Below are 25,163 nucleotides of genomic sequence, written 5' to 3'. Positions count from 1 at the left end.
AGAAAATGGAGCTAAGCAATATTCCTAAATACAGTATTCGTGGCCTGAATATTTGGGGCTTCCGCGATATGGCGCACTTTCTTGACCATATTTTTCAACGCGGACAGGTAAAGACGGGTACTATGGTAGCGATTAATGCGGAAAAAGTTCTGACGGCAGAAGAAGATACAGCTTTAAGCACACTGCTGAGTGACGCAGAATATCTGTATGCTGATGGTATCAGTATTGTACGTGCTATTCGCCGTAAATACCCTGATGCTGAAGTTTCTCGTGTAGCGGGTGCTGATTTATGGGAAGCCATCATGGAACGTGCCGGCAAAGAAGGTACACCTATTTTTCTGGTTGGAGGTAAACCAAAGATATTGAAACAGACTGAAAGCAAACTACGGGCTCAGTGGAACGTCAATATTGTTGGCAGCCAGAACGGTTATTTCACGCCAGAAGAACGTAATGCTGTTTTTGAACGGATTCATGCCAGCGGTGCGGTGATTGTGACAGTTGCAATGGGATCGCCTAAACAGGAGGTCTTTATGCGTGACTGTCGAAAAATTCATTCGGATGCGTTGTATATGGGCGTTGGCGGTACTTATGACGTATTTACCGGCCATGTGAAACGTGCGCCAAAAGCATGGCAGAATTTGGGGCTTGAATGGCTTTATCGCTTGTTATCACAACCAAGCCGTATTCGTCGCCAGTTTAACTTACTGAAATTTCTTGGATATTATTATAGTGGTCGTCTGTAAACCCGCTTCTTGCCTGTCGTGTAAATTTTCGTCAGGTGATGCTTTCGTCAGGTGATACAATGAATTTATTCCACAATATTTATCTAACAGTTTTATCCTGCCAGATTTTCACTATTTATAGTTAATTATTAGATAATTTTTTATTCCACTCAGTGGAAAAACATGTTTTGATCCCTGACCTTTTTATGGCTGATCAACATCAGTCTTGTATGTTTTTATTATTGCATATTACAACATATAACAATGGACAGGGAATTTATGGCAGATCAACAACATAGCTTGCAACGGGGTTTAGAAGCCCGTCATATAGAGCTGATCGCACTAGGCGGCACAATTGGTGTCGGTCTGTTTATGGGCTCGGCCAGCACACTGAAATGGGCTGGTCCTTCCGTTTTGCTGGCTTATATTATTGCCGGAATTTTTGTTTTTTTCATTATGCGATCGATGGGAGAAATGCTGTTTCTTGAACCTGTCACGGGTTCTTTCGCCTCTTTTGGACATAAATATCTCAGCCCATACTGGGGATGCCTCACCGCTTGGGGCTATTGGTTTATGTGGGTGGCGGTAGGAATATCAGAAATAACGGCTATCGGGGTTTATGCCGAGTTTTGGTTCCCTGAACTTCCTCAGTGGGTATCGGCATTGATTGCGGTGGCATTGGTCGCTTTGGCTAACCTTGCGGCGGTACGTCTTTATGGTGAGCTGGAATTTTGGTTTGCCATGATTAAGGTGACCACAATTATTGTCATGATCCTGATTGGCTTGGGATTGATATTTTTCGGTATTGGTAATCAATGGCAGCCTATTGGATTGGGTAATCTGACTGCGCATGGTGGTTTCTTTGCGGGTAATTGGCAAGGGTTTCTGTTTGCGCTCTGTATTGTGGTTGCATCTTATCAGGGTGTGGAGTTGGTTGGTATCACTGCGGGGGAAGCGAAGAACCCTCAGGTGACATTGAAAAAAGCGATTAACAATATTCTCTGGCGTATCCTGATTTTCTACGTGGGTGCGATTTTCATTGTAGTTACATTATTTCCATGGACAGAAGTGGGTTCACAGGGTAGCCCGTTTGTAATGACATTTACCAAAGTGGGGATCACCTCTGCGGCAGCCGTGATTAACTTTGTTGTATTGACGGCTGCGCTTTCCGGCTGTAACAGCGGCATGTACAGTGGTGGGCGGATGCTTTATGCGTTGGCGCAAAACCATCAGCTACCTTCATCACTGACTAAATTGTCAAAGAATGGGGTGCCGGTAATCTGTATTGCCATCACTATCCTGTGTTTGATTGTGGGCTCTAGTTTGAATTATTTGATCCCAAATCCGCAGGCGGTTTTTGTTTATGTTTATAGCGCCAGTGTGTTACCAGGAATGGTACCGTGGTTTGTTATTCTGATAAGCCAATTGCGTTTTCGTCAGTATCATCAGCAGGCACTGAAACAACATGGTTTTAAATCCATTTTGTTCCCTTATGTAAATTACCTGACATTAGCATTTTTATGTTGTGTGTTGATAGGGATGGCAATTAACCCGGATACTCGTTTCTCATTGCTGGTCGGTGGGGGATTTTTGTTAATGGTGTCGCTGATTTATTGGTTGGTGAAGCTTTTTAACGGTAAAAAACCAAAAGCCTGATAGATTGATTTACTGTCACGGTGGTAGTGAATAGGGAAGTTAAGAGCTGGCTTTATCTACGAAATGAGTAAGGTGTAATCAAACGCATCATTTCTTTAAAAAAGCACTGGACAGTATATCATTAAATCCGTACTATCCCCACCCGAAACGGCGTTAAGCGCCCGTAGCTCAGCTGGATAGAGCGCTGCCCTCCGGAGGCAGAGGTCTCAGGTTCGAATCCTGTCGGGCGCGCCATTATTTGCGTGCAAGAGCTGCGGTGATGTGTTGCGCCGTTGGTAATAAGTATTTAGCAGTAAATAGCTGTTATGGTGGCTATAGCTCAGTTGGTAGAGCCCTGGATTGTGATTCCAGTTGTCGTGGGTTCGAGTCCCATTAGCCACCCCATCTTTTTTGTGACATGCGAGGGTGGCGGAATTGGTAGACGCGCTAGCTTCAGGTGTTAGTGTCCTTATGGACGTGGGGGTTCAAGTCCCCCCTTTCGCACCATAAAAAAGAGAAAAGAAAGAGTAGAAAATTTCGGCGAGTAGCGCAGCTTGGTAGCGCAACTGGTTTGGGACCAGTGGGTCGGAGGTTCGAATCCTCTCTCGCCGACCAAATTCCAAAAGAACCCTGCATTGCAGGGTTTTTTGCGTTTTATCCCTTTTTGTCCCCCTGATTTTTTGTTCCCTTTCCTGATCCATATACCTTTAAGTTGTGCTCTGTTGATTCAAATTTAGTGGATTATTTTTTTAAAATAACTATTTGTTTTATATGGTAATTTTTTATTTTTTGTATTTTGAAGACAATCGATATACTAGCTGTCTCAAATAAGAGACTTATAACAAATTGAATTATAATGAAAATAATAAATACCTTATGTTTTGTCTCAAATAAGAGACAGTGCATGAGATGGATTTTGTGATGATTCGATTTCTTGTTGTAATAAATAGAGAAATAGCTGATGAAGCGAGGCAGTTTTCATTTAAATAAAAGCTGGCACATTAAATGCATTGTTACAAACGTAGATGCTCATCCTATTTCTTATGATTGCATATGCTTCATAAACCCAGGGATGATGCAGAGCCGATTATCGGTGCCTATTGTCCATGTCACAGATGAGTAATTTTCATCGCCGACCGGACTCAACGTTGAGTGAGGCACTATCCGTCTGTAGACCTGATTGTATTTGTACACCTATCTTTTGTTTTTAAGGTAGGTGTTTTTTTTATTTTTAAAAGACATATCTGGTAGGTTTATATACTGTTTAGATATTACTATCTAATATAAACAGAACTGAAAATATGATGGTTAGTTTTTTTAATATAAAATTAATCTAGCTACTTCATTCCTAAACTTATCTTAAGGGGAATATTGATGTCAAAAATGATTGGATGCTTTGGTTGTGGTCGAATGTTGCATGAGTCTGCACAATCGTGCCCACATTGTGGCGCGATGATAAGGGCCTATTCTTCTGGTAGTCAAAGCCGCATTGTTGCTGCACTGTTGGCGTTTTTTCTTGGTTCCTTTGGCGCTCATAAATTTTATCTGGGCAAAATCGGTATGGGGATTTTATATCTGTTATTTTGCTGGACATTTATCCCTGCACTTATCTCATTTATTGAATTTATTATTTATCTTTGCACTTCCGATGAAGATTTTGCTAAGAAATATGGTTAGAAAAATGCCCCGTGTGGGGCATTCAGATTATTGACAAAGTGCTGGTTTTTTATCCGGCACTTTGTTTTAATTAAATCCCATTCACCAAACGGAGCTTACTGCTATGTTAAGAACACCTCTTCCTCAGACTTTCCCACCAGAAACGCTCTCACTTGACGAGCGGTCGTTTTTGATATTACTGATGTGGTGATAAAAAATTGGCCTCGGCCACTTCCGCTAATAGGTCAGAAAAATTTATCTGAAATATCAATAGATGTGACATAAGTCTCAATTTTTCCCATTAAAAATTGATCCTCATTTGATGTAATATTACAGACAATTTCTTCAATAATGGATTGTGTTATGTTATTAATTGCTTTTCTTTTGTCGATATTTGTGATTTTTTTTATGCTATCTATGGTAGCTAATTATTCTATATTAGGAAGAAATTTAAAAAAACCATATTAGTGTCGTTATTAATGACTATTATTGCAATATTCAGCCATGTTTCTCCTATGATTATGTATCAATGGTTTTTTTAATTGTTTTTTGTATAAGGTCACGCATTTAATGTGCGACCTTTGATGATGGATATTAATGCTATTGCTTTTCAATCAATGGCTTGACTTTGTTTTCATAAACATCTTTATCGACCTGGAAATTTACATTTTTTTCCACTCCCCTGTGATATCAAACGGAGTTCCATTAGGATTCCACTCTTTACCAATTAAATCTTTCATATCGTATGGGTCTGTAAATTCGTCATAAAATCTATAATTTATTACGCCAGATATATTATATTTATCGCCAATATTTTCAGCCTTGGTATCTTTCAAAGTTCCGCTTACTGTTGCACCTACAATAGCCCACAGAGGATCGACAACTTGTATTTTTGCTTCCTTAGCGAAATCATAATTATTTTCAAAATAAATTCGTTCGCCACTTTGAATTTGTGAAATATAACTTTGATATAAAAAAGTTCTTCATGCGTTATACTCATAAAATTTCTGCTAGCTGCTTGAAGATCTTCGTCAGCTAGTTTTTTTGTTCATTAATAATGTGTTCTAGTTTATCTTTTTGTTCCTGATTTAAACTAGAAATACCATGACTCACGCCATGCGTTATCCGGGAGATGAGATGGTAGATCTTTACAGCCACCGGTGGGAAATAGAGCTGGGTTATCGCGAAATCAAACAGACTATGTTATATGTTACTGAACAAATTAACCCTGAGGAGTAAAAAGCCGGAACTGGTGGAGCAGGAGCTATGGGGCGCGTTATTGGCCGAATCAACTGAGCTTCTCAGAATCGTGCGGCATGGTAATGAGAATGCTGATGATGTTACAGGGTGCTTCGCCGGGCAGAATCCCAGAACTGATGCGAGGTCTGGAAAGTATAGCGTAGTCACTGAAGTTGCCGACAAGGAGGGAAAGGGCCTTCCCGAGAGTGGTAAAGGAAAGGCCATATAAGTACAGAAAGGCTCAGAAAAACAGCCAGTCAGTTGCTTAACTGACTGACATTACCCCGTGCGGGGCATTTTTAATCATCGGCATGAAGACTTGCTAATAATGGATGAGAGATCACGACATTACAGCACTATTGCTATTAACGAGATCACTCTTCACGACATTACTCTCGCGCTTCAAAGTGAGCATTAATCCTTCACGACGAACCTGTGCGGCCTCTTCTGGTTTACGCAGTTTATCCAATGCGTCTGCTAACCATACATAATCATGTGCATCAGGACGTTGGGCTAATGCGGTTTTAAAGTCTTTTACTGCTTTTTCCCATTCTCCGTGACGCAAAGCAACTTGTCCGAGCGTACTGTTTAGCAAGGGAGTTGAACCATGTTGTTTTAACTGATGATCCAATGCGTTTTGTATCGGCTTTGGATCTTCGCTTTTTAAGCGTGGGATCAATAAGAGTAAACGTTCGTCGTATTGACGTTTTAAACTTTCCAGGATGATCTTTTGTGCAGTTTCATGGTCATCACATTCAATTAAGTGTTCAGATATTGCAACTTGTAAAGCCACATCATGGCGAATTTTTCGGCTTTGATCGTGCCACCAACGTTTTAAGCCTTCGCTGCCTTGTTCTGCCATGTACTGATTCATCAGACCGATATAGGCTTGCTGGCGCAATTTGTGAATTTGTAACTCATCATGTAGATGGATTTTTTCCATTACCGGTAGTATATCAATCAGTGACTGGTAAGCTCCTGACTTCATATAAGCCTGTTCAGCCAAGCGTAAGACTTCTGGATGACGTGAAGCTTGATTTAATAGCTTGTCTACACCATGACGGGCTGCGTGAATTTCACCTTGCGTGAGTTGAATACGTACACGGGTAATATCCACAGGCAACTGGTTATTATCTGCGACTTCTGTCGCGCGTTGTAAATATTGATTGGTACGAAATTCATCTCCGCGTTGTTGGGCTGCTTCAGCCGCCAGTAAGTAGTTGACCACAGGTTGTTCTGCATGGTCAGCGTTACGGGTCAGTAATTGCTCAACTTGTTTGAAATCGCCTTCTGCCAGTTTGATCAGCGCTGCTTTTGTTTGAGCATGGGCACGGCTGCGTTTGCGTCCAAGGAACCAGCCACGGGTACGTGAGCCTGTGCGTATAACTCTGCGGTAGCACCAGCCAAGGAGGCAGAGTGCCAGTTGTAAAAGAACAAATATAATAAACAGGCCGGTAACACTGGTTTCAATGTTGTAATTGTCAGTTTGAATCAGAACATATCCCTGATGGCCGGCAACGATTGGGCCAAGCACAATACCAACAATGAGTACCACAAACAGTAATAGAACTTTCAGCATAACTTAACCCTCCTGATTGGTTTCAGAAGATTGGGAAAGTAGGCTGCGAACCCGGGTTTGCATCAGTTTTTCCAGTAAAGGCTGGCTTGAAAGGTGGTCTGGCGCAGTGATGGAAACAGGTTGCTGGCTTAATGAATCAATTTCTTCCAAGAATGCTTTGGTATTGGGATCATTGATATCAAAGTAAGCTCTAACCCAAGTTGAAACCGTTTCTAATGATTGTTTAAAAACTTCACCTTGATGACGCGGTATTGCTTGGGCGGCAATCAACAGACGGGCTCGGATATTTTCTCGTAGATAGATATCTTGATTTGGTGCCAGTAATGGCTCTGCTGCGGTATCCCGGCGACGGATGGTAATGAAATTATCCATGAAACTCTTCCAGCTTTTGCTCAGATTCTGGCGCCATTCAGATAATGTACCGGTTAATTCATCATTATCTTCGTCCATTGGCGAACCATCGGTTGTATTGTCAGCCAGACGCAGGTTATCTACTTGGTTAGAAAGCTGATTAACTCGCAGGATAATGCCGTCAAAATCAATCTGACTAATGGCAGATAATGTACTGATGTCTTGTGTAATTGCACGACGGATTTCAATCAGGCTTGGATCATTCATTTCAGAGAGACTGGCATCTGCATTTTTCAGCAGAGCAGCGGCGGTGACTACATCTTGATCATTCCATAATTTCCGGCCTGCCATTTTGACCAGAAAATCAGCTTGTGCCAGTAGCCAGCTTTTTACATCAGAGCTGGATAACGCAGAGATTTTGGCTTGTAACTCTTGTAGGCTATTATCTAGCTGATCATTTTGTGCGGCGAAATGGCTTAAAGTCTGTGATTGTTCTTTAAACAGCGCTTCAATATGCTGTTTATCCTGTGATTGCTGTTGTTTCAGTGATTCCAGTTGTTGGCGTAGCTCATGGTTCTCTGCTCTCAATAAATGGCTTTGTTGCTGTCCGTAATAATAAAGACCGCCACCGATTGCCAGCATGATTGCAATAGCAATAATGTTTTTTAGCGTACCAGAACGTTCTTGCTTTTGAGGCGCGGTTTCGAGCTGTTGCAAGTTTTCAACCGTAGTTTTTGTTTGTTCAACTGTCTCGGCGGACTGTTTTTGCTCCGTCATAGTGGGCATCCCATGTCAGTTTATTCTAGTGCCTGAATTAAGGCATCGTTATCTGCACTTTTTGCAACTTTAACATCCTGCCAGCCCAAGTTCCGGGCGGTATGTGCAAGACGCTCGCTTACCACAATCAGGTGGCAATGCAATAACCACCTGTTTCGATCACTTTCAGGTATTAAGTTATATAATAGTTGCAGTATTTCGCCACTGGTTACAACTAAAGTTTGTACTCCATACTTTTGCCAGTGGGCACTGAATTCTGCTGCCGGGTAGTCTACTGGCTCGCGGAAATAACATTCACAATAATTAACTGTGACGCCTCTTTCTGTCAGCGTCCGGGCAATAAGTTCACGTCCGCCATTTCCTCTGAGCAGCAAAGCTTGTTTATTTTCAACCTGATGTAGTGATGGTAGTTTTAGCAAGATTTCGCTGGTCTCACCCTCTGATGACCAGATAACATTCATATCCGTTAGTTGATGAAAAGCCAGAGCGGTTGATCTGCCGATAGCATAATAAATCAGCTTGTTGGGCCATAAAAGATTAATTTTATTTAACTGAGAGTTTGCATAATAAACTGCATTTTTTGACAATAGAAATACCATATCACAGGTATTTAGATGGTTAAGCTTCTCAGCTAGCTGTGGCAGCTCTGAACCTGGGTGAATATTGATTAAAGGTGCGCTGAAAGCTGTTTTTCCCGCAGCCTGTAACTTTCTGACTAGTTCCTCTCCGGCAGGAGCAGGGCGAGTCACCAGAATACTCATGTGGAGGGATTTCCTCGATAAACTTTGGTTAGAATTTCCCGTGCTCCCCGTTCCAACAACTCTTCTGCCAATTCAACCCCTGCCTGGCAGGCATCTTTTGGGAAAGCCGTTCTCTCACCGCGAATAATAACGCTACCATCAGGTGCGCCAACTAATGCCCGTAACCAGATTTTCCCGTCCTGCCAGATAGCATAGCTACCTATTGGTACTTGGCAGCCTCCTTCCAGCCGGGTATTCATCGCACGTTCGGCAAGAACACAAGCTTCTGTATCATAGTGGTTTAATGGTGCTAACAGAGTTTGTGTTTGTTGGTCGTCGAGGCGGCATTCAATTCCTACCGCGCCTTGACCAACGGCAGGTAATGATTGTTCCGCCGTCAATGGCGTACGGATACGCTCATGCAGTTTTAACCTTTTCAATCCTGCGACGGCGAGGATAATTGCATCATAGTGACCATTATCCAACTTGTTCAGACGGGTTCCAACATTGCCCCGAAGGTCACGGACAATCAGATCAGGACGGAATACACGGAGTTGACACTGGCGGCGTAAACTTGATGTGCCAACGATGCTGCCTGTTGGCAATTCATCAAGAGAGTGATATTTCACAGAGACGAAAGCATCACGTGGATCATCACGTTCACAAATAGTGACCAGACCTAGCCCCTCAGGAAAAGAGATCGGGACGTCTTTCATTGAATGGACGGCGATATCGGCTCGGCCTTCAAGTAGAGCTAATTCTAACTCTTTGACAAATAGCCCTTTTCCTCCAATTTTTGCTAGAGGCGTGTCCAGAATAATATCGCCCTGGGTTACCATCGGAACCAGTTGAACTTCCAAATCTGGGTGACATTGTTGTAGTTTTTGTTGAACATACAGCGCCTGCCACATGGCTAGAGGGCTTTGTCGGGTTGCGATACGGATGGTTTTAGTTGACATAGATGTTTGTATTTCTCAGGCTTTTCAGCCGTCATATAAATGAAAAACATAGCACTCGTTTTAACACTTCATCACTTTTTTTTCCAGCTAGGAGGCTGAGAAGAAGAGATGCCAGTTATGTTAAATCATAAAATAAATTTTAATTTTTAAATTATTTTGATATCTATAAAAATAGATTGATTTAATTATGAATTAACTTTTCAAGTAAATTATTTCTGTAATTAAAGAATTCCGAATGGAAAAAATCATTAATTAAAATATAGCCAACGGAGTCATTTTTATAGGGTTGATGATAACAAGGTATTACGCGCATTAACTTGAAAAAATGGGTAGAGAAAATTTCTTTCGTATAAGAAAGTATAAACGGTATGGGTTTTTTGATTATTCCCATATATAACAATGTATTATTTGATTTTCCGTACGATAAGGCATCGAATTCAATTGCTTTACTGACTTTACGGTTTATCGACAAGGTGTTAAATTGATCACGTTTCCGGTAATAAATTGGTAAAAATCATTCTAAATAATTCCATCGAGCTATAACAGCCGGAAACGGGGGATTTATCTGGGCACTGGAACTCAATCGGGCGAGACGTCTTGTACCTTTATATCGAAACACTGAAGCAGAGACTGGATGCGATAAACCAACTCAGGTTAGAACGCGCCTCTACCGCCATGAGTGCGGAATTTAAACAGGTATACAGTTTACTGCCAGTATTATTGCATTATCATCATCCGATGATGCCAGGTTACATTAACGGTAATGTTCCCTATGGCGTATGTTTTTTCGTGCATGATGAAGCACAAAAATCTTATCTTAATGATTTAGAAAATAAATTAGATCACTTCATAGAACAGCCTGCCAATGGTGAACTTCCTATTACCGGTATTTACTCAATGGGCAGTACTTCATCAATCGGGCAGAGCGGTTGTTCTGATTTGGATATCTGGGTATGTCATCAGTCATGGCTTGATAATGATGAGCGCCTTTTGCTGCAACGTAAGTGTACGCTTATTGAACAGTGGGCGGCAGCGCTTAGTATTGAAGTCAATTTTTTTCTTATTGATGAAAACCGCTTTCGCCATAATGCGAGTGGTAGCCTCGGTGGTGAGGACTGCGGTTCTACTCAGCATATTCTGTTACTTGATGAATTTTATCGTACCGCTGTACGTATGGCGGGTAAGCGTTTGTTATGGGAAATGGTGCCCGTAGAAGAAGAACGCCATTATGATGAATATGTTTTATCGCTTTATGCGCAAGGTGTTCTGACGCCAAATGAGTGGCTTGATCTCGGTGGATTGGGTGAACTATCTGCTGAAGAGTACTTTGGTGCTAGCTTATGGCAACTCTACAAAAGTATCGATTCCCCTTATAAAGCCGTATTAAAAAGCTTGTTACTGGAAGCCTATTCTTGGGAATATCCCAATGGTAAGTTACTGGCAATGGAGATGAAACAGCGCCTACATGCGGGTGAAATAGTTTCCTTTGGCCTTGATGCATACAGCATGATGCTTGAGCGTGTTACCCGTTATCTGATAGAAATTAATGATACGACCCGTTTAGATCTAATACGTCGATGTTTTTATTTAAAAGTTTGTGAAAAGCTCTCTCTAAATCAAGATGATAAAGGCTGCATTGGCTGGCGACGTCAGGTTTTGACCCAATTGGTCTATGAGTGGAAGTGGGATCCAGAACGGTTGAAAATTTTGGATAACCGCAACTCATGGAAAATTGAACAGGTTCGTGATGCGCATAATGAACTGCTCGATACCATGATGCAGAGCTATCGTAATCTTATCCGTTTTGCTCGCCGTAATAATCTGAGTGTCAGTGCCAGTCCACAGGATATTGGTGTGCTGACGCGTAAACTTTATGCTGCATTTGAAGCATTGCCAGGAAAAGTAACGCTGGTTAATCCGCAAATTTCGCCAGACCTATCAGAGAAAAATTTAACATTTATTTATGTCCCTCAAGGACGTGCAAACCGTAGCGGTTGGTATCTCTACAATCAGGCTCCGGCTATTGGATCGATCATTGGTCATCAACCTCTGGAATATAATCGTTATCTCAATAAACTGGTGTCGTGGACCTACTTTAACGGTTTATTAACAGAAAAATCGTCTATTCATATTCATCATGGCGAAACTCAATGTGATGAGCTGAAGCTGCATGAATTGATTAATGATATTTCTACTCATTTTCCCATCCGTCTGCCATCACCGACACCGAAAGCACTCTATAGCCCATGTGAAATTCGCCATTTGGCAATTATTGTCAATCTGGAAAAAGATCCGACCGCTGAATTCTCCAATCAGGTTGTACATTTTGATTTCCGTAAGCTTGATGTATTCAGTTTTGGTGAATCGCAACAGTGTTTGGTAGAAAGCATTGACTTACTTTATCGTAATTCATGGAATGAAGTGAGGACTTTACACTTTAGTGGTGGGCAATCTGTGCTGGAAGCGTTGAAGACCATATTGGGTAAAATGCATCAAGATGCTGCACCGCCAGCGGCTGTTGAAGTGTTCTGTTACAGCGAACATTTACGAGGGCTTATCCGAACCCGGATCCAGCAACTGGTATCTGAATGTATTGAATTACGTTTATCCAGCAATCGTCAGGACCCTGGTCGTTTTAAAGCATTACGTATTGCCGGCCAGACTTGGGGGCTGTTCTTTGAACGTCTTAACGTATCTGTGCAGAAATTGGAAAATGCCGTGGAATTCTATGGGGCAATTTCTAATAACAAATTGCATGGGTTGCCGGTGAAAATTAATACCAAAGAGACACATTTGCCTGCGGTGGTTGATGGCTTTGCCAGTGAGGGCATTATTCAATTTTTCTTCGAAAATACGCAAGATAATCAAGGTTTTAATATTTATATTCTGGATGAAACCAACCGGGTAGAAATTTATTCTCATTGTGAGGGAAGTAAGGAAGAATTGGTACGTGACGTCAGTCGGTTTTATTCTTCATCTCATGATCGGTTTACCTACGGATCAAGTTTTATCAACTTTAACTTGCCACAGTTTTATCAGATTGTGCAAATGAAAGGCCAGATTCAGGTGATTCCATTTAGTGAATCATCTTTTTCACATTTGTGTGTGGCTCATGATGGGGAAAATGAAGAGCAGCCAGAACCTTATCGTTTTGTGTCACATTACTGATTTACCCCGCGATGCGGGGTAGGTTCAATTATGGAAAACTGAACTGTTCGCCACTTTGTTCGCTGATGGCGTGTGCTAGCATGGTTAAAAAATTGTCACCATTGCGGTCACAAATCCACTGACTTTCTTTGTAGTCAAAATGATAACCACCGCCTTTGGTTGCCAACCAGATTTGATGGAAAGGTTCCTGGCGATTGATAATAATTTTGCTGTCATTATCAAAGCTCAGGGTCATGACGCCGCCATTGGTTTCACAGTCGATATCAGCATTGCCATCATAATTATCTAACTGCCCTTCGATATAAAGCATCAGTTGGTCAGCTAACTGGTGAAATTCACTGTCGTTCATCTTCATTTCCTATTTGCTTTTCGAGGTCTAACTGCGATTATAGAGAATATTGACGTATGAATTACAGGCATTAATGCAATGAAGAAAAAATTACGCGGATTTCTGGCTATCATAACCTTATTTGTACTTTCCGGCTGTGGACTGAAAGGTCCTCTCTATTTTCCTCCAGAACAACCATCGACAGAGAAGGCGACAACTGCGTCTCAGATTTCCCCAAATACTGGGCAGCAAGGGCAGAAAGTGGATAGCACCTCTCAGAAATAAGCGAGATAAGCCGATAGTCAGTAGCTACGGTTTACGGTGGAGCATTATATGCAGTTCTCCAAAATGCATGGTCTAGGTAATGACTTTATGGTCGTTGATGCTGTGACCCAAAATGTTTATTTCTCACCAGAATTGATCTGCCGTTTGGCAGATAGACATACTGGTGTGGGCTTCGATCAATTATTAATTGTTGAAGCACCTTATGATCCGGATATGGATTTTCACTATCGTATTTTTAATGCTGACGGCAGTGAAGTTGCGCAGTGTGGCAATGGAGCGCGTTGTTTTGCCCGTTTTGTCCGTCTTAAAGGATTAATTAATAAGCGTGATATTAAAGTCAGCACGCAATCGGGGCGGATGATGCTGAGCATCACCAATGATGATCAGGTTTGCGTTAATATGGGGGAACCTGAATTTGAGCCGCATCATGTACCATTTCGTGCGTTAAGGGCGGAAAAAACCTATATTTTACGGGTAGTAGAGAGAACCGTTCTTTGTGGGGTTGTCTCTATGGGGAATCCTCATTGTGTGATTCAAGTGTCAGATGTGGAAACGGCCGAAGTAGATATTTTAGGGCCAGCTTTGGAAAGCCACGAAAGATTTCCTGAACGGGCGAATATTGGTTTCATGCAAATTTTAAACCGTGGTCATATCCGCTTACGGGTTTATGAACGTGGCGTTGGGGAAACCCAAGCTTGTGGCAGTGGTGCTTGCGCTGCGGTGGCAATAGGCATTCAGCAGCAACTGCTCGACAATCATGTTCGGGTAGATTTGCCGGGAGGTTCACTGTTTATCTGTTGGGATGGGCCGGGAAAACCGCTCTATATGACGGGGCCGGCGATGCATGTTTATGATGGTACAATTCACCTGTAATCGAGTCTGTTTTGAGCTGCGGAGCATCAGAGATGGAGAAAAAAGAAGAGCAGTTAAGCATCAATGGCATACTTGATGATCAGACTGTTGTGGATTATTTGTTGGAAAACCCCAATTTCTTTATCCGTAATGCATGTGTCGTTGAACAGATGCGGATTCCTCACCCGGTAAGAGAAACGATTTCTTTGGTTGAATGGTATATGAGCCGTCAGAGAACGCGAATTGCTTATCTGGAAGAAGATATAACTCTGCTCATGGAGCAGGCCAGAGAGAATGAACAACTGTTTGAGCAGTTGCTTAAATTACTTGTTAATTTAGTTGCGGCAGAGAGTTTACAAGATATGCTTGGTCGGTTAAGTTCATGGGCTAAGAATATGGGACTAAATAGTGCCAGTATTCGTCTTTTCAATGATAAATGGCATATTGGTGCACCACTTAATGCGCCTGATTTAGCGCTTGCTCGCAATGCTTTTGAACCAATCCGTATTCAGCGTTTTGGTAATAAAAACCACTATCTCGGTATGCTAAATGGGCCGGAAATTCTATTGTTGTTGCCGCAAGTTCGGCATGTCGGTTCGGTTGCCGTCTCTCTACTGGGAACGAGGGGCGAATTGGGGATGGTGATATTTAATAGTCGAAATCATCAACATTATCAAGCCGGTATGGGAACTGACATGCTTGAGCATCTGGCTAATTTATTGCCGGATATATTGTCTCGTTGGATTAAACGAATATGATGCAGGAAATTGACTGGTTACTGGAGCCGATTGAGGCATTTTTGCGGTATCTCAGGGTAGAGCGTCGGTTAAGTCCAGTGACTATCACCAATTATCGTCGCCAGCTTGCCACATTGGCTGAGATGGTTTTAGAAATGGGTGTCAGCCAATGGAAAGATCTTGATCCAGCGAAAGTGAGAATGTTGGTAACACGTAGTCGTCGGGCTGGCTTACAGTCAGCGAGCTTGGCGTTGCGTTTATCTTCCTTGCGCAGTTTCCTTGATTGGCAGGTGACTCAAGGGGAAATTTCCGTTAACCCGAGTAAAACCGTCAGCACGCCGGGAACCAAGCGTCACTTGCCGAAAAATATCGATGTGGATGAAGTGAACCAGCTGCTGAATATCAATTTTAATGATCCATTATCGGTGCGTGACCGGACGATGTTGGAAGTGATGTATGGTGCTGGATTACGTTTGTCGGAGTTGGTGAGCCTTGATTGCCAGCATCTGGAGCTTGAAAGTGGAGAAGTATGGGTTTCAGGTAAAGGCAGTAAAGAGCGGAAGGTGCCTTTGGGACATACCGCGGTTGAATGGCTTAATCGTTGGTTGGCAATGCGGGAACTATTCGAGCCGGAGGATAATGCCGTTTTTGTCTCAAAGAGTGGGCGGCGGATATCAACTCGTAATGTACAAAAACGGTTTGCTCAGTGGGGAATACGCCAGGGAATGAGTAGCCATATTCATCCTCATAAATTGCGCCACTCTTTTGCCACTCATATTCTGGAATCTAGTGGTGATTTGCGCGCAGTTCAGGAATTACTTGGTCATGCCAGCCTATCTTCCACACAAATCTATACTCATTTGGATTTCCAGCATTTGACAAAAGTGTATGATGTAGCCCATCCCAGAGCCAAACGGGGGAAATAGTAATGCGTTTTTACCGGCCTCTTGCGCCAGTGTTAGCGATGACATTTGATCTGGATGATACGCTGTATGATAATCATCCAGTTATGGATAAAACGGAAGAGGAAGTACTGAATTTTGTACGGCGGTATGATCCTAGGTTCAGTCATCTTAATCATCAGGATCTATGTGCTTTCCGTGAATTGACACTTGAGCAGTATCCTGAAATTTGTCATGACATGACTTTATGGCGCTGGCACTCTTCAAAGTTGATGTTTTGCCATTACGGTTTTAGCCGTGAAGATGCTGATCGGGGGGCAGATGATGTCATGGCGCATTTCACCCTCTGGCGTAATCGGATTGATATTCCTGAATCAACACATAAGACCCTGGCGGCACTTGCTGAACAGATGCCACTAGTAGCCATTACTAATGGCAATGCAGAACCCGCTGCTTGTGGTCTTGCCCCTTATTTTAAATTTGTGCTGAAAGCTGGCCCTGATGGGCGTTCAAAACCTTGCAGCGATATGTACTGTTTGGCTGCGGATCGTCTGGGTTTAGCGCTTGGGCAAATCTTACATGTCGGTGATGACTTGAATACTGATGTGGCAGGGGCACTGCGTAGTGGTATGCAAGCTTGCTGGATGAATACTAAGAATAAAAAATTATTGCAGACGATGGAAAGCTGCCTACTGCCTCACATTGAGATTTACGATTTGGCTTCTTTGACAGCATTGATATAATCAAGAAATTATTCTGTATAAAAACACAGCAGCCTCTGGGCGCTGTCTAATCAATTGATGGTAACTATGGACGTCTCCTATCTGCTCGAAAGTCTGAATGACAAACAACGGGAAGCTGTAGCTGCTCCGCGAACCAATATGTTGGTATTAGCTGGCGCAGGGAGTGGTAAAACCCGGGTTTTGGTACACCGAATTGCTTGGTTGTTGTCAGTGGAGAAGGCTTCGCCATTTTCCATTATGGCGGTGACTTTCACCAACAAGGCGGCGGCGGAGATGCGCCATCGGATTGAAAACTTGATCGGTACCAGTCAGGGAGGGATGTGGATTGGTACATTCCACGGTTTGGCTCATCGTTTGTTACGAGCCCATCATCTGGATGCTAATTTGCCACAGGATTTTCAGATTCTTGACAGTGAAGATCAAAATCGCCTGCTTAAACGCATTATCAAAGCAATGAATTTGGATGATAAACAATGGCCAGCTCGTCAAGGCATGTGGTACATCAATGGTAAAAAAGATGAAGGATTGCGGCCCCAGCATATTGAAAGTTATGGCAATCCTGTTGAGGCGACATGGCAGAAAATTTATCAGGCTTACCAGGAGGCTTGTGATCGAGCCGGGCTGGTGGATTTTGCCGAGCTTTTACTGCGAGCTCATGAGTTGTGGTTGAATAAACCTCAGATCCTGCAACATTACCGTGGCCGCTTTACTAATATTCTGGTGGATGAGTTTCAGGACACTAACAGTATTCAATATGCTTGGATTCATCTGTTGGCAGGGGAAACAGGCAAAGTGATGATTGTCGGGGATGATGATCAATCTATTTATGGTTGGCGTGGGGCTCAAGTTGAGAATATTCAGCGTTTTCTGAAAGATTTTCCCGGCGCTGAAACTATCCGTTTGGAGCAGAACTACCGTTCCACCAGTAATATTCTGAAAGTTGCCAATACACTGATTGCTAATAACAGTGATCGTCTGGGTAAAAATCTGTGGACTGATGGTGTAGAGGGTGAACCTATCTCCCTTTATTGTGCATTTAATGAACTGGATGAAGCCCGTTATGTGGTTGGCCGGATAAAAAACTGGCTTGAAAATGGTGGTGCCCTGAAAAACTGTGCCATACTTTACCGCAGCAACGCTCAGTCCCGTGTACTGGAAGAGGCGCTGTTACAGGCATCAATGCCATACCGTATTTATGGTGGTCAACGATTCTTTGAACGTCAGGAAATTAAAGATGCACTGGCTTACCTGCGTTTGATTGCCAATCGTCATGATGACGCGGCGTTTGAACGTGTGGTGAATACGCCTACCCGTGGTATTGGTGACAGAACTTTAGATATTGTGCGCCAAGCGGCTCGTGAACGGCAGCAAACGTTGTGGGACTGTTGTCAGATATTGCTTCAAGAGAAAGTGCTGGCTGGGCGTGCCGCTGCTTCCTTACAGCGTTTTATTGAACTGATTGACGCATTATCGACAGAAACTGAAGATATGCCATTGCATGTTCAGACTGACAGGGTTATCCGTGATTCTGGCCTGCGGGCAATGTATCAGCAGGAAAAAGGTGAAAAAGCGCAGGCGCGTATTGAAAACCTTGAAGAGCTTGTCACGGCGACTCGCCAGTTTAGCTATCAGGAAGAGGATGAAGATTTTACGCCATTGCAGGCGTTTCTTTCCCATGCTGCGCTGGAATCGGGAGAAGGGCAGGCCGATGCCTATCAAGATTCGGTGCAACTGATGACATTACATTCGGCTAAAGGACTGGAATTCCCACAGGTATTTATTGTTGGCATGGAAGAAGGCATGTTCCCAAGCCAGATGTCGATTGAAGAAGGTGGACGTTTAGAAGAGGAGCGTCGTTTGGCTTATGTGGGGCTGACACGTGCAATGGAAAAGCTGACCATCACTTATGCCGAAAGTCGTCGTTTATATGGCAAAGAGGTTTATCATCGGCCATCTCGTTTTATTGGGGAACTGCCGTCAGAATGTATTGAAGAAGTTCGGTTACGTGCGACAGTATCTCGTCCAGTTAGCCATAGTCGGTTAGGTACACCAATTAGCTCCAATGATAGCGGTTATGCTCTTGGGCAACGTGTTCGTCATCCTAAATTTGGTGAAGGAACCATTGTCAATATGGAGGGGAGTGGTGAAAATAGCCGATTACAAATCGCGTTTCAAGGGGAAGGGATTAAGTGGCTGGTTGCTGCTTATGCCAGACTTGAAATGGTCTGAAAATAATATCCAGGTTGAATGTTGACAGGCTTTTTCTTCTAAGCGTAACATTCGCGCCTTACGATCACGTAGGGAGTAAAGGAGACTTATGATACATGCTGAGCGCATTTAAGTTAGAGAATAATCGCCTGCTCCGTCTTGAATTTGAAGAGGGAGAAAAGTTATCTGATTCCTTATGGGTAGATTTGGTTGAGCCGGAAGAACAAGACAGGTTGCAAGTTCAAAATGAATTAGGCCAAATTCTGGCAACCCGACCGGAACTGGATGACATTGAGGCGTCGGCGCGTTTTTTTGAAGATGAAGACGGGATACACGTCCACTCATTTTTTTACTTTGAAGACGCGGAAGACCATGCTGGCAACGCAACAGTTGCATTTACTATTCGTGATGGTCGTCTCTATACGTTGCGAGAGCGGGAGCTCCCTGCGTTCCGATTGTATCGTATGCGTGCTCGTAATCAGACATTAGTCGACGGTAATGCTTATGAAGTGCTGATGGATCTGTTTGAAACCAAGATTGAACAGTTGGCTGATGTCATCGAAAATATTTACAGCGTGCTGGAATCCCTGAGCCGGGTCATTATGGAAGGGAAACAGGGTGATGAGTTTGATATTGCCTTGTCCAGTCTTGCTGAACAGGAAGATATTAGCTGGAAGGTTCGCTTATGTCTTATGGATACACAGCGTGCGCTTAACTTCTTGGTGCGACGGGCCCGTTTGCCGGGAGCTCAACTAGAGCAGGCCCGTGAAATCTTGCGGGATATTGAATCACTGTTGCCACATAATGAATCTTTGTTTCAAAAAGTTAATTTCTTGATGCAGGCGGCAATGGGTTTTATCAATATTGAACAGAGCCGAATTATCAAAATCTTCTCGGTTGTCTCTGTGGTATTCCTGCCGCCAACGCTGGTGGCTTCCAGTTATGGTATGAACTTTGAATTTATGCCGGAGTTACACTGGACATTTGGTTATCCGGGCGCAATTGGTTTAATGATTGCGGCCGGCCTTGCACCGTATCTCTATTTTAAGCGGAAGAACTGGCTTTAGCAAAAACTGCTGTAAACCCTTGCCCAATGTAGCATAGGTATTTACACATCGCTGAACTGATCCAAAACCTTTGCGGCTAGCTGGGTCGAAAACGCCAGACAGCCTGAGTGGCAACAGTTGTTTTTTGGGCGCTGGCGATATCTTTAATTATGGGAGCATTAAGGAAGCGACAGGCGCCAAAATCAGTGATGTTTGTTATCTCTTTATCTTGGTGTAATTGCATAAAGATTTCGGCATATAGTCTAGGTGACTCCCTGATTATTTGGTTCAAGTTGATGGTAGGTGTGAGCAAACTCTTGGTGTGCTTGTTGGTTGATAGCTCTCGCATTGTTTTTTTTGATTCTGCCAGTCAAGCACTTGCATTAGGCTGCCAGTTTTTAGGTAGAACCCGACAGCTACTATGATCAGAACTAATACACCAGGCACTAACGCCCAGCGATTAATGGGCTTTTTTTGCACTATTGGTTGTATAGGTATGTCACTCAGAAGGTTTCGTTGTAACTCTTGTACCAGCGCCAAACGATCATTTACCACACCCTGTGCTTCATTCTGCTCTAACTCTCTCAGATGCTCCTGATAAAGTATCTTGTTAAGCGTATCGCGGTTGGTATTGGTGTTTGCTTTGCCTTGGAGAATTGCAGGTACTACCAGTAGCGCTGAGGCACTAGCTAGTAGCATAATAATTATTAACCAAAAAATCATTAGGGTTTGTTCCTGTCAGTCTCTTTTAGTAACATCACTAAATGTTGTTGCTCCTGTTTGGTAAATCCATCGTCTGTTTCTTGATGACGGCGGAAGTGTACAATTACTATAGCACCACCAATCAGTACAAACAGTAGTGGGCTGACCCAAAGGATCAGTGTTATAGGCGTTATAGGTGGTTTATAGGTTACGAAATTACCGTAACGTTCCACCATATAGTCGATGATATGTTGTTTGTTTTTCCCTTGTATTATTAACTCATACACTTTGGTGCGCATGTCTGCTGCAATAATTGAATTGGAGTCTGCGATGTTGTTGTTCTGACATTTTGGACAACGCAGTTGTTTTGTCAGTTCGTGGAATTGTTGTTCTTGTTCTGCTGACTTAAATTGATATGTGTCAATTGTTGCCCAAGTGCTGTAGCTCAGTAGCCCTGCCAACAATAGTGTTACTAGCTTCATGAGTCACCCCCATATTTCTTGTATAGCGGTAGTACTTTCTGCTCCCAAACTCGTTTATTCATGGCTCCGGCGTGGCGATAGAGGATAACGCCTTGTCCGTCAATTAGAAACGTTTCCGGTGCACCATATACACCAAGATCGAGGCCAAACATGCCGTCGCCATCGTATAGACTCAAGATGTATGGGGTTCCTAAATTATTGAGCCAAGCCACAGCTTTAGTACGATCGTCTTTATAGTTTAGGCCAATTATACGTATTCCTTTCGCAGCTAGGGTATTCAGATATTCGTGTTCAGCCCAGCAGGTTGGGCACCATGTCGCCCAAACATTGAGTAGTATTGGTTTGCCGTTGTGCAATATTGTTTGATTGCAGGTTTTTTCTGGTTGATTAAGCAATTCTAGCTTAAATATAGGTATTGATTTGCCGATCAAAGCTGACTCTAGCATGGTAGGCTCTTCACCGTTGTAGATGTTACGTGTCAGCTGCACTATGAACGCCGCCACTAGGAGAAGAAAAAGGATTAGCGGGATAAATAATAGCCTATGTCTCATGTCGGCTCCTTCATTTTACCTTTGCCCGTTAGCTTTCTGCCCATATGATAGCGAGGATCGAAGATGCACAGTATCCCGCCTATTGCCATGAATATGCCACCGAACCAGATCCAGCGTACAAACGGTTTGTAATGCAGGCGTATTGTCCAGGAGCCATCTTCTAATTCTTCACCTAGCACAGCATACAGATCGCGGGTAAAGCCGCCATCTATAGCCGCTTCAGTCATTATGCTACGGGCTATGTTGTAATAGCGTTTCTCGGCATGTAGCGTCGCTTCTGGTTTTCCGTTGCGTGTAACGTCGATAATACCCACACCACTAATGTAGTTAGGTCCGTAGATGCCGTGTATGTCACGGAAGATGAAGTGGTAATCATGGATATTTACTATATCGCCTATCTTCATGCGTACGTTGCGTTCGATACTGTAATTTTGGCTGAAGGTGATTCCGATAACCATTACCGCTAAGCCGAGATGGCCGAATATCATTCCCCAATGGCTACGAGAGAATTGTGTCAAACCACGCCAAAAGCTGTGTCGATGGGTGGCGCGTTCGTGAAGTTCTACCAGCGTCAGTACAATTACCCATAGTGCCATGATTAGTCCGACCACAGTCATCCCAACTATTCGATCCTGCAATAGCCAGGGTAGCAAGATAGAGAGTAGTAGTGTTAATACTATTGCCACGCATAAGCGCTTCCATAGATTGGATGGTTTATCGCGTCGCCAGCGTACCAGAGGTCCAACGCCTAATAGTAGTGCAAACGGTGCCATCAGCCAGGTGAACATAATATTGAAGAATGGTTCTCCGATAGAAATACTGCCAAAGCCGAATTGTTTGTGGATCAACGGTAGTAGTGTACCTAATAGTACTACCATCATTGCGGTGATCAGCAGCACATTGTTACCCAACAAGAATGTCTCGCGTGAGAATACTTTGTGCTGTATGCGGCTACGCATTTGGTCACCCTTCACTGCATATAGCAACAAAGAACCACCAATGATGATCACCAGATAGGCCAAGATAAATATGCCGCGTTCTGGGTTGGAAGCGAATGAATGGACTGATACTAACATACCAGAACGTACCAGAAACGTACCAAGTAGGCATAGTGAGAAGGTAGTAATTGCTAACAATATTGTCCAAGCTTTGAAGGTACCACGTTTTTCTGTCACTGCCAGAGAGTGGATCAGTGCTGTACCGGCCAGCCATGGCATGAAAGAGGCATTTTCTACCGGATCCCAGAACCACCAGCCACCCCAGCCTAATTCGTAGTAGGCCCAAGCAGAGCCGAGTACTATCCCTAAGGTCAAAAATACCCAAGCGGCTATAGTCCAGGGGCGTGACCAGCGTGCCCAGATAGTATCCAGCCGTCCAGATATTAATGAGGCGATGGAGGAGGCAAAGGCCACGGAGAAACCGACATAGCCCATATATAGCAGCGGAGGATGGAAAATTAGTCCAATGTCCTGTAGTAAAGGATTGAGATCTCGCCCATCGGTAGGAAAATTTGGCAGTGTACGAGTGAATGGATTGGAAGTCATAATGATGAACAGCAGGAAGCCTGCTGTGATTATTCCCATTACTGATAACACGTATGCCACGGCGTCCAGTGGCATTTGGCGGTTACATAGTGCTACCGCCAGAGTCCAGCTGCTTAGTAGTAGTACCCACAGTAACAGAGAACCTTCATGTGCCCCCCAAGTAGCAGCAATACGGTAATATACTGGTAGTTGGCTGTTGGAGTTGTTGACCACATAGGTTACAGTGAAGTCGTTGACCACAAATGCATGCACCAAGCAGAAAAATGCTAATACAATGGTGATGAATAGGCCGTAGGTAAGCGGGCGAGCAACGGCCATCATGCGTTCGTCTTGGCGCACTGCACCCCATTGGGGATAAACGCTCAGCAGCACGGAAATTGCTAATGCTAGGCACAGCAGAAAATTTCCTAACTCTGGCATCATGACTTTCTGTTCCTTTCCTGTGGGGTGATGTAGGCTGAAGTTGCCTCTTTATCGTTTTCCGTCATTGCCTCGGTTATTTCAGGCGGCATATATTTTTCGTCATGCTTCGCCAGTATTTCGTGCGCATTTACGACATTACGTTTTTCCAGTACGCCTTGTGCTATCACACTCTGCTCTTCTCTAAACAGATCGGGCAAGATTCCATCATAAATGACATTGATAGTGCCTTGCGCATCATAGATCTTGAAATTCACTTTCAAGGTTTGTGGATCGCGTTTTACTGAGCCGGGCATTACTGTGCCTCCGATACGTAATCTCTGGCCGATTTCCGGTTTCTTATGATTTTTTCCTTTGCCTAGTAGGACTTCGCTTGGGGTATAGAATAGGTCGATATTTGAACGTAGCGCATACAGAACCAGTGAAACGGTCAGTGCAATGCTGATCAACGCTATTATTACTAGGTAAAGACGGTTTCTACGACGAGGATTCACAATAGTTTCTCTCCCGTTGCTGGATGGTATGTCGTTTCATTGGTAGAGAGGTCCGTTTTGACTGGTGGATACGTAGTTCGCGTGTTTGTCGGCGAATGATTTCATCAAATAGTTGTTTACGTCGCCACAGTGTATGTACTACCAGAGCGAGCATTGAGATCAACGTAGCTGCTACCGCTAGCCATACATAGAAAGCGTAGCTACCCATGGCAAAGAATGACTGCCAAGAACTGAATGCTGTATTCATGGTTAATTTTCCTTATTGACCAGTGCAACTACCCATGGGTGTTGGCGTTCTTGGAATAGGATCAGGTTACGCAAGCGCATTAGGGTTAAGGTGATGAAGAACAGTAGATAGCCGAGAATTGTCCAACGCAGTGGTAGGCGCATATTTGGAGCAACGGTTTGTTGCAGATTGGTTGAACCTTGATGGAGGGTATTCCACCATTCAACGGAAAAATGGATAATTGGTAAATTTACTACTCCAATTAACACTAGAATGCTAATTGAGCGTCCTGCTAGGCGATGATCTTCAAATGTGTTGTACAGCGCGATGGTACCAATATAGAGGAATAATAGTATTAGTTCTGAGGTCAGGCGTGCATCCCATACCCACCAGGTACCCCACATTGGTTTACCCCAAGCAGATCCGGTTATCAGAGCGATAAAAGTGAACACAGCTCCCACTGGTGCCATTGCAGCGACTATGGTATTAGACATTTTCATTTGCCATACTAGACCTATTAATGCTGCTATCGCCATCAAGGCATAAATTCCTATTGACCACATTGCGGCTGGTACGTGGATATACATAATGCGGTAGCTTTCACCTTGTTGGTAGTCTGATGGCGCAAAGCCAAAACCCCATATCCATCCCAGTCCTAGGCACAGTATACTGGCTAGCCCTAGCCAAGGAATAAAGTAGCCACACATTTGGTATAGCTTCTCTGGCTTGGCAAATTGATGTAACCATTTCCACATAGTTGTCATTGCTCACTGCAAAATTGAAACTCTGATCGTTCTTCAGATCAATGAAATTATTT

The 25,163-nt window shown here is 43.4% G+C and carries 25 protein-coding genes, 4 tRNA genes and 1 pseudogene; 16 read left to right on the top strand and 14 right to left on the bottom strand.

The window, feature by feature from the left end:
• The first annotated feature begins 5 nt into the window (after positions 1–5).
• The 7 genes from wecG to LG003_RS07925 all read left to right on the top strand — a co-directional run bounded on the left by wecG (position 6) and on the right by LG003_RS07925 (position 4,034).
• Entirely contained in the window at positions 6–743 is a 738-nt protein-coding gene (gene wecG, locus LG003_RS07955; RefSeq protein WP_262980487.1) for a lipopolysaccharide N-acetylmannosaminouronosyltransferase, read from the top strand.
• 258 nt (positions 744–1,001) lie between these two features.
• On the top strand, positions 1,002–2,378 hold the full coding sequence (thrP, locus tag LG003_RS07950; RefSeq protein ID WP_262980486.1) for a bifunctional threonine/serine APC transporter ThrP: 1,377 nt from the start codon (positions 1,002–1,004) through the stop codon (positions 2,376–2,378).
• A 157-nt stretch (positions 2,379–2,535) separates the two neighbouring features.
• A tRNA-Arg gene (locus LG003_RS07945) sits at positions 2,536–2,612 on the top strand.
• A gap of 74 nt (positions 2,613–2,686) precedes the next feature.
• A tRNA-His gene (locus tag LG003_RS07940) sits at positions 2,687–2,762 on the top strand.
• A gap of 15 nt (positions 2,763–2,777) precedes the next feature.
• Positions 2,778–2,864: transfer RNA gene (locus LG003_RS07935), tRNA-Leu, on the top strand.
• Positions 2,865–2,895: 31 nt separating this feature from the next.
• A tRNA-Pro gene (locus tag LG003_RS07930) sits at positions 2,896–2,972 on the top strand.
• 759 nt (positions 2,973–3,731) lie between these two features.
• Positions 3,732–4,034, top strand: a complete 303-nt coding sequence (locus tag LG003_RS07925; RefSeq protein ID WP_112877297.1) for an NINE protein — start codon at positions 3,732–3,734, stop codon at positions 4,032–4,034.
• Between the two features lie 641 nt (positions 4,035–4,675).
• On the opposite strand, the gene LG003_RS07920 is transcribed toward LG003_RS07925, so the two are convergent.
• Entirely contained in the window at positions 4,676–4,849 is a 174-nt protein-coding gene (locus tag LG003_RS07920; protein ID WP_158537765.1) for a hypothetical protein, read from the bottom strand.
• Between the two features lie 265 nt (positions 4,850–5,114).
• Between LG003_RS07920 and LG003_RS07915 the strand changes: the two are divergent.
• A pseudogene (locus tag LG003_RS07915) lies at positions 5,115–5,521 on the top strand (transposase); the annotation flags it as partial.
• Positions 5,522–5,592: 71 nt separating this feature from the next.
• On the opposite strand, the gene hemY reads toward LG003_RS07915, so the two are convergent.
• From hemY to hemC, 4 genes are read right to left on the bottom strand one after another with little or no spacing between them, the layout of a single operon-like run.
• Positions 5,593–6,831, bottom strand: coding sequence for a protoheme IX biogenesis protein HemY (hemY, locus tag LG003_RS07910; protein ID WP_262980485.1), 1,239 nt, complete (start codon positions 6,829–6,831; stop codon positions 5,593–5,595).
• A gap of 3 nt (positions 6,832–6,834) precedes the next feature.
• On the bottom strand, positions 6,835–7,959 hold the full coding sequence (hemX, locus tag LG003_RS07905) for a uroporphyrinogen-III C-methyltransferase (protein ID WP_262980484.1): 1,125 nt from the start codon (positions 7,957–7,959) through the stop codon (positions 6,835–6,837).
• Positions 7,960–7,979: 20 nt separating this feature from the next.
• Positions 7,980–8,720: a uroporphyrinogen-III synthase gene (gene hemD, locus LG003_RS07900; RefSeq protein WP_262980483.1), complete on the bottom strand. Its 741-nt coding sequence runs from the start codon at positions 8,718–8,720 to the stop codon at positions 7,980–7,982.
• Positions 8,717–9,658, bottom strand: a complete 942-nt coding sequence (hemC, locus tag LG003_RS07895) for a hydroxymethylbilane synthase (RefSeq protein WP_262980482.1) — start codon at positions 9,656–9,658, stop codon at positions 8,717–8,719. The genes hemD and hemC overlap by 4 nt, the downstream gene beginning before the upstream one ends.
• A 597-nt stretch (positions 9,659–10,255) precedes the next feature.
• Here hemC and LG003_RS07890 point away from each other — a divergent pair.
• Complete coding sequence (locus tag LG003_RS07890; protein WP_262980481.1) at positions 10,256–12,826, top strand: class I adenylate cyclase; 2,571 nt, start codon at positions 10,256–10,258, stop codon at positions 12,824–12,826.
• A 28-nt stretch (positions 12,827–12,854) separates the two neighbouring features.
• On the opposite strand, the gene cyaY is transcribed toward LG003_RS07890, so the two are convergent.
• The gene (cyaY, locus tag LG003_RS07885; protein WP_112877291.1) at positions 12,855–13,175 is read right to left on the bottom strand and encodes an iron donor protein CyaY; all 321 of its coding nucleotides are present in this window, start codon (positions 13,173–13,175) and stop codon (positions 12,855–12,857) included.
• Positions 13,176–13,253: 78 nt separating this feature from the next.
• Here cyaY and lptM point away from each other — a divergent pair, with 78 nt between their 5' ends.
• The 7 genes from lptM to corA all read left to right on the top strand — a co-directional run bounded on the left by lptM (position 13,254) and on the right by corA (position 19,948).
• Positions 13,254–13,439, top strand: a complete 186-nt coding sequence (lptM, locus tag LG003_RS07880) for an LPS translocon maturation chaperone LptM (RefSeq protein ID WP_112877290.1) — start codon at positions 13,254–13,256, stop codon at positions 13,437–13,439.
• A gap of 48 nt (positions 13,440–13,487) precedes the next feature.
• Positions 13,488–14,312 (top strand): diaminopimelate epimerase, encoded by an 825-nt coding sequence (gene dapF / locus LG003_RS07875; protein WP_112877289.1) that lies wholly within the window; start codon positions 13,488–13,490, stop codon positions 14,310–14,312.
• 32 nt (positions 14,313–14,344) lie between these two features.
• A complete protein-coding gene (locus tag LG003_RS07870) occupies positions 14,345–15,049 on the top strand; it encodes a DUF484 domain-containing protein (protein WP_112877288.1) in 705 nt (234 codons plus the stop codon).
• On the top strand, positions 15,046–15,954 hold the full coding sequence (gene xerC, locus LG003_RS07865; protein WP_315903379.1) for a tyrosine recombinase XerC: 909 nt from the start codon (positions 15,046–15,048) through the stop codon (positions 15,952–15,954). Before LG003_RS07870 ends, xerC begins: the two co-directional genes overlap by 4 nt.
• A gap of 2 nt (positions 15,955–15,956) precedes the next feature.
• A complete protein-coding gene (gene yigB, locus LG003_RS07860) occupies positions 15,957–16,673 on the top strand; it encodes a 5-amino-6-(5-phospho-D-ribitylamino)uracil phosphatase YigB (protein ID WP_112877286.1) in 717 nt (238 codons plus the stop codon).
• A gap of 66 nt (positions 16,674–16,739) precedes the next feature.
• A complete protein-coding gene (gene uvrD / locus LG003_RS07855; RefSeq protein WP_449301332.1) occupies positions 16,740–18,902 on the top strand; it encodes a DNA helicase II in 2,163 nt (720 codons plus the stop codon).
• Between the two features lie 95 nt (positions 18,903–18,997).
• Complete coding sequence (corA, locus tag LG003_RS07850) at positions 18,998–19,948, top strand: magnesium/cobalt transporter CorA (RefSeq protein WP_112877284.1); 951 nt, start codon at positions 18,998–19,000, stop codon at positions 19,946–19,948.
• A 76-nt stretch (positions 19,949–20,024) separates the two neighbouring features.
• Here corA and LG003_RS07845 read toward each other — a convergent pair whose 3' ends face one another.
• From LG003_RS07845 to LG003_RS07810, 8 genes are read right to left on the bottom strand one after another with little or no spacing between them, the layout of a single operon-like run.
• Entirely contained in the window at positions 20,025–20,171 is a 147-nt protein-coding gene (locus LG003_RS07845; RefSeq protein WP_157975275.1) for a hypothetical protein, read from the bottom strand.
• 44 nt (positions 20,172–20,215) lie between these two features.
• Positions 20,216–20,650: a c-type cytochrome biogenesis protein CcmI gene (ccmI, locus tag LG003_RS07840; RefSeq protein ID WP_262980480.1), complete on the bottom strand. Its 435-nt coding sequence runs from the start codon at positions 20,648–20,650 to the stop codon at positions 20,216–20,218.
• Positions 20,650–21,111, bottom strand: coding sequence for a cytochrome c-type biogenesis protein (locus tag LG003_RS07835; protein ID WP_112877282.1), 462 nt, complete (start codon positions 21,109–21,111; stop codon positions 20,650–20,652). Before LG003_RS07835 ends, ccmI begins: the two co-directional genes overlap by 1 nt.
• Complete coding sequence (locus LG003_RS07830) at positions 21,108–21,662, bottom strand: DsbE family thiol:disulfide interchange protein (RefSeq protein ID WP_112877281.1); 555 nt, start codon at positions 21,660–21,662, stop codon at positions 21,108–21,110. The genes LG003_RS07835 and LG003_RS07830 overlap by 4 nt, the downstream gene beginning before the upstream one ends.
• Positions 21,659–23,629 carry a heme lyase CcmF/NrfE family subunit gene (locus tag LG003_RS07825; RefSeq protein ID WP_262980479.1) on the bottom strand — a complete coding sequence of 657 codons (1,971 nt, stop codon included), beginning with the start codon at positions 23,627–23,629 and terminating at the stop codon, positions 21,659–21,661. The genes LG003_RS07830 and LG003_RS07825 overlap by 4 nt, the downstream gene beginning before the upstream one ends.
• Complete coding sequence (gene ccmE / locus LG003_RS07820) at positions 23,626–24,120, bottom strand: cytochrome c maturation protein CcmE (RefSeq protein ID WP_112877279.1); 495 nt, start codon at positions 24,118–24,120, stop codon at positions 23,626–23,628. The genes LG003_RS07825 and ccmE overlap by 4 nt, the downstream gene beginning before the upstream one ends.
• Positions 24,104–24,367, bottom strand: a complete 264-nt coding sequence (ccmD, locus tag LG003_RS07815) for a heme exporter protein CcmD (protein WP_112877278.1) — start codon at positions 24,365–24,367, stop codon at positions 24,104–24,106. Before ccmD ends, ccmE begins: the two co-directional genes overlap by 17 nt.
• 2 nt (positions 24,368–24,369) lie before the next feature.
• Positions 24,370–25,101: a heme ABC transporter permease gene (locus LG003_RS07810; RefSeq protein ID WP_112877277.1), complete on the bottom strand. Its 732-nt coding sequence runs from the start codon at positions 25,099–25,101 to the stop codon at positions 24,370–24,372.
• Positions 25,102–25,163 lie beyond the last annotated feature (62 nt).

It is taken from the genome of Photorhabdus kleinii, from assembly GCF_025384885.1.
GTDB lineage: Bacteria > Pseudomonadota > Gammaproteobacteria > Enterobacterales > Enterobacteriaceae > Photorhabdus > Photorhabdus kayaii.
The sequence above is the reverse complement of the archived record's forward strand: the minus strand, read 5'-3'. Positions and strand labels throughout refer to the sequence as shown.